The 12,740-nt window shown below is 75.6% G+C and carries 14 protein-coding genes; 6 read left to right on the plus strand and 8 right to left on the minus strand.

What is annotated here, in order from left to right:
• Nucleotides 1-948 (plus strand): acyl-CoA dehydrogenase family protein (locus VR45_RS31945; protein ID WP_045943371.1); only part of this gene is annotated, 948 nt, incomplete at its 5' end.
• A 174-nt stretch (nt 949-1,122) separates the two neighbouring features.
• The gene (locus VR45_RS31950) at nt 1,123-2,436 is read left to right on the plus strand and encodes an esterase (RefSeq protein WP_199926037.1); all 1,314 of its coding nucleotides are present in this window, start codon (nt 1,123-1,125) and stop codon (nt 2,434-2,436) included.
• 31 nt (nt 2,437-2,467) lie between these two features.
• Here VR45_RS31950 and VR45_RS31955 read toward each other — a convergent pair whose 3' ends face one another.
• Nucleotides 2,468-2,893 (minus strand): helix-turn-helix domain-containing protein, encoded by a 426-nt coding sequence (locus VR45_RS31955; protein WP_045943372.1) that lies wholly within the window; start codon nt 2,891-2,893, stop codon nt 2,468-2,470.
• A gap of 124 nt (nt 2,894-3,017) precedes the next feature.
• On the opposite strand from VR45_RS31955, the gene VR45_RS31960 reads away from it, so the two are divergent.
• Nucleotides 3,018-3,884 carry an NAD(P)H-binding protein gene (locus VR45_RS31960; RefSeq protein ID WP_045943373.1) on the plus strand — a complete coding sequence of 289 codons (867 nt, stop codon included), beginning with the start codon at nt 3,018-3,020 and terminating at the stop codon, nt 3,882-3,884.
• A 73-nt stretch (nt 3,885-3,957) separates the two neighbouring features.
• On the opposite strand, the gene VR45_RS31965 is transcribed toward VR45_RS31960, so the two are convergent.
• Genes VR45_RS31965 through VR45_RS31975 form a run of 3 tightly spaced genes read right to left on the minus strand, consistent with a single transcriptional unit; the run spans nt 3,958 to nt 6,586 of the window.
• Nucleotides 3,958-4,977, minus strand: a complete 1,020-nt coding sequence (locus VR45_RS31965) for an NADPH:quinone oxidoreductase family protein (RefSeq protein ID WP_045943374.1) — start codon at nt 4,975-4,977, stop codon at nt 3,958-3,960.
• Nucleotides 4,974-5,789, minus strand: coding sequence for an SDR family oxidoreductase (locus tag VR45_RS31970; protein ID WP_045943380.1), 816 nt, complete (start codon nt 5,787-5,789; stop codon nt 4,974-4,976). The genes VR45_RS31965 and VR45_RS31970 overlap by 4 nt, the downstream gene beginning before the upstream one ends.
• A 38-nt stretch (nt 5,790-5,827) precedes the next feature.
• The gene (locus VR45_RS31975) at nt 5,828-6,586 is read right to left on the minus strand and encodes an SDR family oxidoreductase (protein ID WP_045943375.1); all 759 of its coding nucleotides are present in this window, start codon (nt 6,584-6,586) and stop codon (nt 5,828-5,830) included.
• A 284-nt stretch (nt 6,587-6,870) separates the two neighbouring features.
• Here VR45_RS31975 and VR45_RS31980 point away from each other — a divergent pair, with 284 nt between their 5' ends.
• Entirely contained in the window at nt 6,871-7,500 is a 630-nt protein-coding gene (locus VR45_RS31980) for a TetR/AcrR family transcriptional regulator (protein WP_045943376.1), read from the plus strand.
• Between the two features lie 33 nt (nt 7,501-7,533).
• On the opposite strand, the gene VR45_RS31985 is transcribed toward VR45_RS31980, so the two are convergent.
• The gene (locus VR45_RS31985) at nt 7,534-8,388 is read right to left on the minus strand and encodes a class I SAM-dependent methyltransferase (protein ID WP_078897022.1); all 855 of its coding nucleotides are present in this window, start codon (nt 8,386-8,388) and stop codon (nt 7,534-7,536) included.
• Nucleotides 8,389-8,552: 164 nt separating this feature from the next.
• Nucleotides 8,553-8,885 carry a helix-turn-helix domain-containing protein gene (locus VR45_RS31990; RefSeq protein WP_045943377.1) on the minus strand — a complete coding sequence of 111 codons (333 nt, stop codon included), beginning with the start codon at nt 8,883-8,885 and terminating at the stop codon, nt 8,553-8,555.
• Between the two features lie 156 nt (nt 8,886-9,041).
• On the opposite strand from VR45_RS31990, the gene VR45_RS31995 reads away from it, so the two are divergent.
• Nucleotides 9,042-10,292: an MFS transporter gene (locus VR45_RS31995; protein WP_078897023.1), complete on the plus strand. Its 1,251-nt coding sequence runs from the start codon at nt 9,042-9,044 to the stop codon at nt 10,290-10,292.
• Here the strand turns inward: VR45_RS31995 and VR45_RS44670 are convergent.
• A complete protein-coding gene (locus tag VR45_RS44670) occupies nt 10,263-10,964 on the minus strand; it encodes a ScbR family autoregulator-binding transcription factor (RefSeq protein ID WP_234326365.1) in 702 nt (233 codons plus the stop codon). The two genes, VR45_RS31995 and VR45_RS44670, sit on opposite strands and share 30 nt — an antisense overlap.
• A 318-nt stretch (nt 10,965-11,282) precedes the next feature.
• Between VR45_RS44670 and VR45_RS32005 the strand changes: the two genes are divergently transcribed.
• Entirely contained in the window at nt 11,283-11,873 is a 591-nt protein-coding gene (locus VR45_RS32005) for a TetR/AcrR family transcriptional regulator (protein WP_052709528.1), read from the plus strand.
• Between the two features lie 72 nt (nt 11,874-11,945).
• On the opposite strand, the gene VR45_RS32010 is transcribed toward VR45_RS32005, so the two are convergent.
• Nucleotides 11,946-12,740, minus strand: a 795-nt coding sequence (locus VR45_RS32010) for a lysozyme (RefSeq protein ID WP_045943378.1), incomplete at its 5' end; no start/stop codon positions are given.

Here is a 12,740-nt window from a genome sequence, read left to right on the forward strand (position 1 = left end):
GCCCCGCCCGCCCTCAACTGCGCCGCCCCCGACACCGGGAACATGGAGCTGCTGGCCGGGTTCGGCACCGCCGAGCAGCGCGAACGCTGGCTGGAACCGCTGCTGGACGCCCGGATCCGCTCCGCCTTCGCGATGACCGAACCCGAGGTCGCCTCCTCCGACGCCGCCAACATCGCCACCAGGATCGTGCGCGACGGCGACGAGTACGTGGTCGACGGCCGCAAGTGGTACATCAGCGGCGCGATGAACCCGGACTGCCGCCTCCTCATCGTGATGGGCAAGACCGACCCCGCCGCCGAGCCGCACCGGCAGCAGAGCATGGTGCTGGTGCCGCGCGACACCCCCGGCGTCACCGTGCGGCGCGGCATGACCGTCTTCGGCTACGACGACGCCGACCACGGCGGCCACGCCGAGGTCACCTTCGAGGACGTCCGGGTCCCGGCCGGGAACCTGCTCGGCGAGGAGGGCGCCGGCTTCGCCATCGCCCAGGCCAGGCTCGGCCCCGGCCGGATCCACCACTGCATGCGAGCCATCGGCATCGCCGAGCGGGCGCTCGAACTGACCTGCCGGCGCGTCCTGGACCGCACCGCCTTCGGCGGACCGCTCGCCGACCAGGGCGTGGTCCAGGACTGGATCGCCGAATCCCGGGTCCGGATCGAGCAGTTGAGGCTGCTGGTGCTGAAGACCGCCTGGCTGATGGACACCGTCGGCAACCGCGGCGCGCACACCGAGATCCAGGCCATCAAGATCGCCACGCCGCGCACCGTCGAATGGATCCTGGACAAGGCCGTCCAGGCCCACGGCGCGGCCGGCGTCAGCCAGGACACCCCGCTCGCCGCGCTGTGGGCCTTCAACCGGACGATCAGGATCGCCGACGGCCCGGACGAGGTGCACAAGCGCTCGCTCGCCCGGCGCGAGCTGCGCCGCTACCGCCAGGAATCGCCCTGACGGCCCGCCACCGTCCCTCCGGTACACCCGCCCGGGTCATGCCCGGGTAGTACCGGGGTATGACCCGGCGGGTTGGCTCCGAGGTATGACGTCCACGCACCGTACCGGCCCGTACTGTCGCCGTACGGGCCGGCCGACGGACGGCGGGCCGCCGGGTACGGGGAGTTGGGGAGCATGCGCGAGCGGGTGCAGGGGCGGGTCGCACGGATCCACGAACGGGGTCTGCGCACGGGTGTCGCCGTGGCGCTGGCGGCCACGGCCGTCCTGGGCGGCATCGGGGCGGCGGCGGTCCCCGCCGGGGCCGCCCAGGCGGTCGCCGAACGCCAGGCCAGGGCCGGACTGCCGCAGCCCACCGGCCCGTACGCGATCGGCACCACCGCGCTGCGCCTGGTCGACCACGGCCGGCAGGACCCCTGGCAGCCGGGGCGGGACCGCGAGCTGATGATCAGCGTCTGGTACCCGGCCGCCCGACCGGCCCAGGCCGACGGGCGGGCCCGCTACATGGAGCCGCGCGCCGCCGGGCACTTCGGCGGCCCGGACGGCGCCGGCGTCTTCAACTACCGGACGGATCCCGGCCGCACCGACTGGTCCGGGGTCCGCACCCACGCCGGGCAGGACGCCCCGGCGCTGCCCGCCGCCCGGCCGCGCCCGGTGGTGCTCTACTCGGCCGGGCTCGGCGACCCCCGCACCTGGGGAACCGCGCTGGTCGAGGACCTCGTCTCGCGCGGGTACGTCGTGGTCACCGTCGACCACCCCTCCGACGCCTCCGAGGTGGCCTTCCCGGACGGCCGGCTGACCACCTCCGTCCTGCCCGCGCTGGCCGGCCAACCCGGCCTGGACATCGGGGCGTTGCTCCGCAAGGCGCTGGCGACCAGGGTCGCCGACACCCGCTTCGTGCTGGACGAGCTGACCGCGCTGCGCACCGACCGCCGGCTGCCGCCCGCGCTGGCGGGATCGCTGGACCTCGACCGGATCGGCATGGTCGGCCACTCCGCCGGCGGCTTCACGGCTGCCCAGGCCATGCACGACGATCCCCGGATCAAGGCGGGCGTCAACCTGGACGGCCAGCTGCACTTCCCCGGCCCGGACGGCACCGGGGTGCATCTGAGCAGCGTCGCCGAGGACGGCCTGGACCGCCCGTTCCTGCTGATGGGCACCGAGAGCGAGGACTCCGGCGGCTACCCGGGCCAGCCCGGCTGGGCCGCGTTCTGGCAGCACACCCGGGGCTGGAAGGCCGATGTCACCCTGCTCGGCTCCCGGCACGGCTCCTACACCGACGCGCAGTCACTGCTGCCGCAACTCGCCCGCCAGGGGGCCGTGCCGGAGGACGTGGTCCGCGCGGACATCGGCGAGGTCCGGCCGGAGCGGGCGGTGCTCGCCACCCGGGCCTACGTCGGCTCGTTCCTCGACCGCTGGCTGCGCGGCCACGACGACCGCCTGCTGGACGGGCCGTCGGTGCTGTTCCCGGAGATGCGGTTCGAACGCTGACGTGACCTCAGGTCGGCTCGGCCGCGGAGGGTCAGCGGATCTCCGACCCCGGATTGGCGTCGTCCCAGCTCTGCCGCGAGTCGACGATCGCGTCGTGGTGGTCGTAGGACCAGTCCGCCATCGCGCGCACCAGATGGGTCAGGCTGTGTCCGAGCGACGTCAGTTCGTAGTCCACCTGGGGCGGGATCGTCGGGTGGACGGTGCGCGAGACCAGGCCGTCGCGCTCCAGCCGGCGGACCGTCAGGGTCAGCATGCGCTGGGAGATCCCCGGCACGCCGCGCTGGAGCTCACGGAACCGCCGTACCCCCTTGGCGAGTTCGACCACCACCAGGACGGTCCAGCGGTCGCCGAGGCGGTTCAGCAGATCGCGGATGCCGCAGTCCTCGCCGTCCTCGCACCAGAGCACCGGCCGCGCTCCGGCGGCCGGGGTGGTTACCTCGGTGTGCCCCACTGACATCGAAGTGCCTCCTTACGTCGAACGCCCAGGTTATCGAGGATGGAGGCCGGGCCGCCGAGCAGGGCGGCCGGACGGAGCGGGGCGGACGGACCGCCCGGCCGGTACGGGATTTCCGGAGGACCACATGCTTCTCGTGACGGGTGTCAACGGCGGACTCGGCTCGCTGGTGCTGGAGCGCCTCGCCGGACGGCCCGGCGGGCCGGAGGGCGTGGTGGCGGGCAGCCGGACCCCGGAGCGCGCGCCGGTGGCCGGGGTGCCGGTGCGGAAGGTGGACTTCGACCGGCCGGAGACGCTGGCCGAGGCCTTCACCGGAGTGCGCACCCTGCTGCTCGTCTCGGCCGGCTACGGCGAGGACGACGTGGTGATCGCGCGCCACCGGGCGGCGATCGAGGCGGCGGAGCGTGCCGGGGTGGAGCACGTCGTCTACACCAGCCTCTCCGGCGACGGCGACCACCTCGCCTACGCGCTCGCCCACCGCTGGACCGAACGGCGGCTGCGCGAGTCCGCCACCCTGCGCTGGACGATCCTGCGCAACGGCCTCTACGCGGAGCTGCTGGCCTTCCTGGCCCGGCCCGACGCGGACGGCGTGATCACCGCCCCGCTCGCCGACGGACGGCTGGCGGCGGTCGCCCGGGAGGACCTCGCCGAGGTCGCGGCGAAGGTCGCGTCGGCACCGGCCGAGCACGCGGGCCGGGTCTACGAGCTGGTCGGCGAGGAGGCGGTGGGCGCAGCCGAGGTCGCGGCGACGCTCACCCGGAGCACCGGCCGGCCGGTCGAGTACCGCCCGGGCACCTTTGCCCAGGCGCGGGCGGCGATCGCCGCCTCGGGCGCGGAGTCCTTCCAGGTGCCGATGGTGGCGGGCACCCTCTCGTCGATCGCGCACGGCTTCCTGGCCGGGCCCGGCAAGCCCGGCGACCTCGCCGCCCTGCTCGGCCGGGCCCCGCGGCCGGCCCTGGAGGTGATCGCCGCGGGCACCGACGCGGCGTGGTGACGGCGCGGCCCGGTGACGGCGCCGGCCCGCCGGCCCGATGACGGCGCCGGCCGTCAGCCGCGGCCGCGCCCGTTCACGGCAGCACCACCAGCCGCCCGGTGGTGGTCCCGTCGGCGACCCGCTGGACGGCGTCCGGCACGGCCTCGAACGGGAGCCGGCCGGTCACCAGCGGCCGGACCGCGCCCTTGGCGGCGAGCGCGCAGAGCTCCCGGTGCACGGCGCGGACGGCCCCGGGGTCGCGGCTCTGGTACAGGCCCCAGTGCAGGCCGAGGATCGCGTAGTTCTTCACCAGGGCGTGGTTGAGCGCGGGTGCCGGGATCTTGCCGCCGGCGAAGCCGACCACCACGATCCGGCCCTCGAAGGCGACGCAGCGGGTGGAGCCGGTGAAGGCCGCGCCGCCGACCGGGTCGAAGACCACGTCGGCACCCCGGCCGCCGGTGGCGGCCCGGACGGCGGCGACGAAGTCCTCGGCGGTGCGGTCGACCACCAGGTCGGCGCCCAGCGCGCGGGCGGTGGCCGCCTTGCCGGCGCCGCCGACCACGGCGATCACCCGGGCGCCGGCCGCCCGGCCGAGCTGGACGGCGGCGCTGCCGACCCCGCCGGCCGCCGCGTGCACCAGCAGCGTCTCCCCGGGGCGCAGCGCGGCACGCCGGTGCAGGGCGAACCAGGCGGTCTGGTGGCCGATGTGCAGGGCGGCCGCCTCCGCGTCGTCCGCGTCGTCCAGGGAGTCGGGGGCGGCGAAGGCGGCGGCCGCGTCCAGCAGCGCGTACTCGGCGAACGCGCCGTGCGGGAGGACGGGGGTGCCGATCACCCGGTCACCGGGCCGCCACTCCGCCTCCGGGAGGTCCCTGGGCTCCGCCGGGGCGGGCCCCGGCTCCACCACCTCGCCGCACAGTTCCACCCCGGGGGTGAACGGCAGCGGCGGCCGCACCTGGTACTGGCCCCGGACCAGCAGCGCGTCCGGGAAGTTGACGGCCGCCGCCCGGACCCGGACCAGCAGCTGTCCCGGGCCCGGCACCGGCCGCGGTGCGTCCTCGACCAGCCGCAGCACCGCACGCGGCTCGCCCGGCTCCGGTACCTGCCAGGCCCTCACAGCGCTCCCTCCTGCTCCAGCTGCCGCTGGAGGCGGTTCATCCCGGCCAGCCAGCGGTCCGGTTCCCCGGCGCGGGCGCTGTAGTAGTCGGCGACCTCGGCGTGCGGCAGGACCAGGAAGCGGTCCGCCGCCAGGGCGTCCAGCAGGGCCGTGGCGACCTCCGCCGGCTCCAGCGCGGTGGGTGCGAGCAGCGCCTCGCCGACCGCGCCGGTGCTCGCCAGCATCGCGGTGCGCACGCCCTGCGGGCAGAGCGCGTGCACCCGCAGTCCGCGGTGCCGGTAGGTGGCGGCGAGCCACTCGGCGAAGGCGAGCGCGCCGTGCTTGGTGACCGCGTAGGGGGCCGAGCCGAGCATGGTGAGCAGCCCGGCCGCCGAGACGGTGGCGACGAACCGGCCGCTGCCGCGCTCCAGCCAGCGGGGGAGGAGCAGTTCGGCGGCCCGGACGTGGGCGAGGACGTTGACCTCCCAGGCGGCGGTCCAGGCCTCGGGGGCGGCGTCCGCGCCGCCGACCGGGGCGACGCCCGCGTTGGCGCACCAGATGTCGAGTTCGGCGCCGTGCCGGGCGAGTGCGGCCCGGGCGGCGTCGACCAGGGCGGCCAGCCCCTCGGCGGAGGCGGCGTCGCCGGGGACGGCGGAGCCGCCGCAGTCGGCGGCGACCGCGCGGGCCACGGCGCCGTCCAGGTCGTTCACCACCACCCGGGCGCCGGCGGCCGCGAAGGCGCGGGCCACGGCGGCGCCGATGCCCCGGCCGGCGCCGGTGACGACGACGCCCTGGCCGGCGAACGGCGGGGCGGTCCGGTGGGCGGCCGAAATCTCGGCGGGGGTGCGGTCGGGGGTCTCGGCCGGGGTGCTCACAGCCCGCCGCCGAGGGTCACGCCGCCGTCCACCACCACGGTCTGGCCGGTGATCCACGCCGCGTCGGGGGAGAGCAGGAAGGCGACCGCGCCCGCGACGTCCTCGGGCACTCCGAGCCGGCCGAGCGGGTAGGCGGCGGCGACCTGCTCCTCGCGGCCCTCGTACAGGGCCTCGGCGAACCTGGTTTTGACGACGGCGGGCGCGACCGCGTTGACCCGGATGCCCTCGGGGCCCAGCTCGGCGGCGAGTTCGGCGGTGAGCCGGATCAGCGCGGCCTTGGACACCCCGTACATGCCGATGCCGAGCGAGGAGCGCAGGCCGGCCACCGAGGCGACGTTGACCACCGAGCCGCCGTGCTCGCCCATCCAGGCGGCGTGCGCCCGGCGGGTCCAGGCGAGCGGGGCGAGCACATTGACGGCCAGGATCTTGGCGGCGGCGGCCTCGTCGACGGTCAGCACCGGGCCGTACACCGGGTTGATGCCGGTGTTGTTGACCAGGTGGTCGAGCCGCCCGAAGGTCTCCAGGGTGCGGGCGACGGCCTCCTCCTGGTGGGCCGGGTCGTCGGCGCGGCCGGCGACGCCGATGGCGACCTCGGGTCCGCCGAGGTCCTGGACCGCCTCGGCGAGCGGCTCCGGGGTGCGCGCGGTCAGGCACACCCTGGCCCCCCGGGCGACCAGCTCGCGTGCGATGCCGAGGCCGATGCCCCGGCTCGATCCGGTGACGACGGCCACCCGGCCCTTGAAGGAGTGCACCACGGGGATCCTCTCGGCGTGGACGGCGACCGGCCGACCGGCCCGGCCGCCGGTCGGAGCGGCTACTGGCTGAGCGACTACTGGCTGACCAACTACTGACTGAGCGGCTACTGACTAAGCGCTTGCTCAGCATGCTGTCGGTGCGACACCCTGTCAACAGCCCCCGGGGCCGCGTCCGGGCGGGCGTCCGCGCCCTCCGTCGGAGGAGCCTCCGTGCCCTCCGCCGGCCCCGCCCCGGGCGAATGCCCGTACGACCGCCCGGACGACCGATCTGCGAGGATGGCGCCATGACCAGCACGCCCATCGCCGAGCTGTGGCCCACCCTGCCCGGCGGCGCCGACACCCGCCCGGAGGCGGCGTACCGGCTGCTCCGGGCCGCCGTCGAGTCCTTCGCCGAGCGCGGCTTCCACGCCACCACCACCCGGGACATCGCCACCGGCGCCGGGATGAGCCCGGCCGCGCTCTACATCCACTACCCCTCCAAGGCGGCCCTGCTGGCCGAGATCAGCCGGGCCGGCCATGCCGCGGCGCTCGGCCTGGTCCGCGCGGCGGCGGCCGGCGAGGGCGACCCGGTGGCCCGGATGCGGCGACTGGTCGAGGACTTCACCGCCTGGCACGCCCGGGCGCGGACGGTCGGCCGGGTGGTCAACTACGAGCTGCACGCGCTCCCGGAGGACGACTACGCGGCGGTCGCGGCACTGCGGCTGGACATCGAGCGCGAGGTCACCGCGCTGATCGAGGCGGGGCGCGCGGACGGGCTGTTCGAGGTCGCCGAGGTGCGCACCGCCGCGCGGGCGGTCACCTCGCTCGGGATCGACGTGTCCCGCTGGTACACCGACCGCAGCAGTGAGACACCCGAGGAACTCGGCCGCCGCTACGGCGATCTGGTGCTCCGGATGCTGGGCGCCGGGCGCTGACGACCCGGTGCCGGGCGTCGAACGCGGCGCCGGTCAGCCGTCCTTGACGGCGGTGTGCACCATCCACGCGACGTGGTGGCGCAGTTCGTACATCTCCACCGTGGAGCGCAGCCCCAGCCAGTGCTCGGTCGCGCCGAGGCGCCGCAGCACGGCGTAGGGCAGCCGGAAGTACCCGTACAGCGCCTCGGTGGTGGGCAGGTAGTAGCGGGTCGCGTCGAGCTCCTCCTCCAGCCGGAAACCCGCCCCGGTGACCAGCCCGCCGAGGGTGCGGGTGGTGTAGCGGCGGGCGCCGGGCAGCACCATCGCGTCCAGGTACGGGTCCAGCAGCGCCTGTTGGGTGCCGGGCATCTCCGCGCGCGGGACGGCGGCCGGCCCGAGCAGGACCAGTCGCCCGCCCGGCCGCAGCAGCCGGTGGAACTCCGCGAGGGCGCGCGCCGGGTCGTGGGCGTGGCAGAGCGTCTCCATCGAGTAGACGCCGTCGAAGGAGCCGGCGGGCAGGTCCAGCTCGTGGAAGTCGCCCCAGGCGAACGCGGTGCGGTCCTCCAGTGCGGCCCGGGCGCTCAGCCGGCGGGCCTCGCGGATGTGGAAGTCCATCAGGTCGACGCCGGTCACCCGCAGGCCGAACCGGGCCGCCAGCTGGCGGGCCCGAGCCGCAGCCGGCGTCCAGCACCCGGGAGCCGGGCGGCAGGGCGAGCTTGCGCCCGAGCACCCCCTCCAGCTGCCGCTGCGCCCGCCAGCAGCGCCATTTGGACTGGCCGGGCTCGGTCCAGCCCCAGTGCCGGGCCCGTCGGCAGACGAGGGTGTAGAAGAGCCGGTGGCCGGGGGTGCCGTAGACCCGGCGCAGGCCGTCCAGGTCGAGCCCGCCGCCGGCCTGTCCGCCGACCTCACCGATCATCGCACCCGCCCGGCCTTCCGCTGGTCCGCGCCCTCGCCGTCCCGGCCACGCTACCGAGCGGGTGCCGCGGGCGCCGGTCCGGTGCGGCCGGACGGGCGGCGGGACCGTGCGGCCGGTTGGCCGGTTGGCCGGTTGGCCGGTCGGCCCGGGGTGGGGCTCAGTCGGCCGCGGTCCGGGTCGCGGTGAGCAGGGCGTCGAGGAGCCCGGGGAAGCGCGCGTCGAGGTCGGTCCGGCGCAGTGAGACGTAGCGGTTGCGGCCGGCGACCCGGGTGGTGGTGACGCCGGCCTCGCGCAGCACCCGCATGTGGTGCGAGACGGTCGACTTGTGCAGGTGGTCGAGGCCGAGGTGGCGCGGGTCGCAGGAGTGCTCGGCGCCGTCGGCGTAGCTGGTCAGCAGGCGCATCCGGACCGGGTCGCCGAGCGCGTGCAGCACGGTGACCAGGTCGATCTCGGTGGTGGCGGGCTGGGGCAGCCGCTCGTCGTCGGTCATGGCCGGCGGCCTCCTCGGGGCTCGGGCGGCGCTGGTGCGACGCGAACAGGACGGTTTGACAATCATCCACCAATCCGTACTGTTTGGCGAGCATCAAACTGTTGCCCGTTCGTCCAACAATCAGGTTCAACGACGTCCGCCCCTGGGGGGAACCACGTGCCCGTCCGCCTGCTCCTGCTCGCCCTCGGCACCTTCGCCGTCGGCACCGACACCATGGTCATGGCCGGCATCCTCGGCCCGATCGCCGAGGACCTCGGTGTCACGGTCGCCGCCGCCGGCCAGCTGGTGACCGTCTTCGCCCTCGGCTACGCGCTGCTCGCGCCGCCCCTCGCCGCGCTCACCGCGCGCTGGCCGCGCCGGCGGCTGCTGCTCACCGCGCTCGCCGTGTTCGCCGCCGCCAACGCGCTCAGCGCGCTCGCTCCCTCCTACGGGATCCTGCTCGCCACCCGGGTCCTGGCCGCCGCGGGCGCCGCGCTCTACACCCCGACCGCCAACGCGGTGGCCACCACCCTGGTCGCCCCCGAGCGGCGCGGCCGGGCCCTGGCCACCGTGCTCGGCGGCATGACGGTCGCCACCGTGCTCGGGGTCCCGCTCGGCACCTGGATCGGGCGCACCGACTGGCGCCTCACGATGTGGCTGGTCACGGCCCTCGGCGCGGCCGCCCTGGCCGGACTGGCCCTGCTGCTGCGCGACCTGCCGGCACCCGCCGCCGCGCCCGGCCTGCGGGACCGGCTGGCGCCGCTGCGCGACCGGCGGGTGCTCGGCGCCGCCGCGACCACGCTGCTCTTCTTCCTCGCCTTCCAGACCGTCTACATCTACCTGGCCACCGCGATCGCCCCGGCCACCGGCGGACGGGCGGACCGGCTGAGCCTGGTGCTGCTGGTCTCGGGCCTCGCCTCGGTCGCGGGCAGCTGGCTGGGCGGGCGCCTGGTCGACCGGGTCGGCGTCCGCAGGGTGCTGCTCGTCGGCAGCACGGTGGCGGCGCTCGCGTTCGCCGCGCTGCCGTGGGCGGGGCGTTCGATGCCGGGCGCGCTCGCCTACGCCGTCGTCACCCCGCTGGCGGGCTGGGCGGTCTCGGTGGCGCTGCCGCACCGGCTCGCCTCGCTCGACCCGGGCAACGCCCAGCTGCTGATCTCGCTCAACAGCAGTGCCCTGTACCTGGGCACGGCCGCCGGCGGCGCAGTCGGCAGCGCGGCCGTCGCGCTGTTCGGCGGGCGCTGGTTCCCGCTCGCGGCGGCCGTGCTCGCCCTGGTCGCGGCGGCCACCAGCTGGGCCGGTACCCGGGCCGGTGTCGGGGCCCCGGGCTCCGGCCGCTCGGGTTCCGGTCGGTCGGGCTCCGGCGGGTCGGGCGCGGCGCCCGCCCGTCGTCCGCTCGCCTCAGTCCGCGCGGATCGCCCGGAACAGTAACTCGGCCGTCTCCGACCAGCGTTCGACGATGTCCGCCCGTTCGCGCAGGACGTCCGAGATGTGCTGGGTGCCGAAGAAGAACGCGGCCACCAGCGACCGAGCCGCGGTCCGGGGCCGGACCCCCGCCCGCAGCTCGCCCAGTGCCTCGGCGCGGGACAGCAGCCCGGCCAGCAGCTCGGTCCAGTCCACGTACGGTGTCGGCAACTCGGCGTCGATCTGCGGGCGTTCGACCTGCAGCCGGGTTCCCGCCTGGACGACGACGTCGTCCCGGAAGGCCAGCGCCGCGCCCGCCAGCAGGCGTTCCGCGGTCTCCAGTGGCCCGTGCCCCTCCGCCGTGACCCCGGCCAGGAGCAACGGCCAGCGGGCGTAGTGGTGTTCGACCACGGCGACGGCCAGCGCCTCCTTGGTCGGGTAGTGGAAGTAGACGGCGCCCTTGGTCATCCCCACCCGGTCGGCGACCTCCTGCATCGAGGTGTGGCGGAAGCCCCGGGCGGTGAACAGTTCGGCGGCCGCGGTGAGGACCAGCAGTCGGGTGCGGGCGGCCCGGTCCTGCTTGGGGTCGGGACCTCGCCGGGTGGCGATCGGCCGGACCCGGAACGGACCGGGTGGTTCGGCCACGGTTTCGGCGGCGGTTCCGGTCTCGGGTCTGGTCCCGGAGTCGGGCTCGGGCACGTTCGGCTCCTCGGTGGTGGGGGCGGAGTTCGGTGTGGGGGCTCCGGTGCGGTCCGTCGACTCGTTCCCGATGGCGGCGTTTTGGACAGGGCGGCGGGAAGACTGCCTCGACGCCAATCCTTCCGGAAGGTAGGTTCCTGAGCCGTGGCACCCGTGGGGCACCGCAATGTAGCTGTACCGCGCGGGAGTTCGCGACCTCGGGGGAGGAAGCACCGATGAATGTTCCCGGTCGGACGTGAGTGGAACCGGGCGGTGACCGTGCCGCCCCGAGAACATTCCTTCACCACGGAATGTTCTCCGGACCCCGAGGAGGACCGCATGATGAAGCAGCAGCGGGCTCGGCGTACGCGGGAGAAGGTGCTCGACGCCGCGGCCGAGGAGTTCTCCACCCAGGGCTACAGCCGGGCCACCCTCGACGCGGTGGCGCAGCGCACCGGCATGACCAAGGGCGCGCTGTACGGGCACTTCGACTCCAAGCGCGCCCTCGCGGGCGCCCTGATCTCGCAGTCCCGGCAGGTCTGGGAGGAGCTGCGACTGACCCGCGACGTCCCCGGCGCCGGGGCCGCCGCCGTCCTGGAGGCACTCGTCCTGGACCTCGCGCAGCGGCTGAAGGACGACGTCCGGCTGCGCGCGGCCCTCCGTCTGGCCACCGACGTCCCGGACCCGGCCGGCCCGGTGCCCGACATCTTCTCGGACGTGCAACGCGGCCTGGTCGCCCTGATCCGACGCGCCCAGGGCGAGGGAAGCATGGCACCCCGCCCGCCCGAACTGGTAGCCCAACTCCTGCTCGCCGTCCTCCACGGCGCCCCGCATGTCGCCTTCGGCCCCCCGGACGCGACCCCCGACGACCCGGCCGCCTACACCGCGGCCTGGCGCCTCCTCCTGGACTCCCTCACCGCCGCCCCCTGAGCCGGCCCCCTGAGCCCGCCCCGCCACCCGCCCCCGCCAGGACGGCGGGGGCGGGCACGGGCGGTGCGGGGCTCAGCCGTTGGCGAGGGCCTGCACGCGGTCGAAGGCGCCGTTGAAGAGGTTCTGGTCGCCCGGGAAGGTGCCGGAGTCGGCGTGCTGCCAGATGGTCTGGTAGCTCCAGCCGGCCGGGAGGGTGCCGACGGCGGAGGCGTAGCGGGCGACCCAGAGGGGGTTGGTGGCGCCGAAGGAGGCGTTGTTGCCGGTGCAGGTGGTCCACCAGTTGGTGGTGGTGTAGATGGTGGGGTAGCGGCCGGTGCGGGTGTGGACGGTGTTGCTGAAGGCGCGGATCCAGCTCACCATGGCGCTCTGGCTGAGGCCGTAGCAGGTGGCGCCGTACGGGTTGTACTCGATGTCGAGGGCCGGCGGGAGGGTCTTGCCGTCGCGGGACCAGCCGCCGCCGTGGTCGACGAACCAGTTGGCCTGGGCGGTGCCGGAGGAGCGGTCGGGCAGCGCGAAGTGGTAGGCGCCGCGGATCAGGCCGGCGTTGTAGGAGCCGTTGTACTGCTGGGTGAAGTACGGGTTGGTGTAGGTGGTGCCCTCGGTGGCCTTGACGTAGGCGAAGCGGGCGCCGTTGGCGCGTACCGAGGACCAGTTGACGTTGCCCTGGTAGCTGGCGACGTCGAGACCGGGGGTCTGGGTGACGGCGAGGGCGGCGAGCGGGGCGGTGCCGTCGCGGCCCTCGTGGGCGGCCACGGTGGAACCGGCGAAGTCGAGGTCGGGGTGGATCGGGGGCAGGTGGCCGCCGGCCGCGTGCGCGGGGGCGGCGATGCCGACGGCAAGGGCGACGGCGGTGGCGACGGCGGCGAA

Source organism: Streptomyces sp. NRRL S-495 (assembly GCF_000966955.1).
Lineage (GTDB): Bacteria > Actinomycetota > Actinomycetes > Streptomycetales > Streptomycetaceae > Kitasatospora > Kitasatospora purpeofusca.

Bases quoted from the DNA above. Each gene is read 5' to 3' on its own strand.
- VR45_RS31960 (WP_045943373.1), top strand. From the start codon at position 3,018: ATGCTTCTCGTGACGGGTGTCAACGGCGGACTCGGCTCGCTGGTGCTG.
- VR45_RS31990 (WP_045943377.1), bottom strand. From the start codon at position 8,885: ATGACCGACGACGAGCGGCTGCCCCAGCCCGCCACCACCGAGATCGAC.
- VR45_RS31950 (WP_199926037.1), top strand. From the start codon at position 1,123: ATGCGCGAGCGGGTGCAGGGGCGGGTCGCACGGATCCACGAACGGGGT.
- VR45_RS31955 (WP_045943372.1), bottom strand. From the start codon at position 2,893: ATGTCAGTGGGGCACACCGAGGTAACCACCCCGGCCGCCGGAGCGCGG.
- VR45_RS31980 (WP_045943376.1), top strand. From the start codon at position 6,871: ATGACCAGCACGCCCATCGCCGAGCTGTGGCCCACCCTGCCCGGCGGC.
- VR45_RS32005 (WP_052709528.1), top strand. From the start codon at position 11,283: ATGATGAAGCAGCAGCGGGCTCGGCGTACGCGGGAGAAGGTGCTCGAC.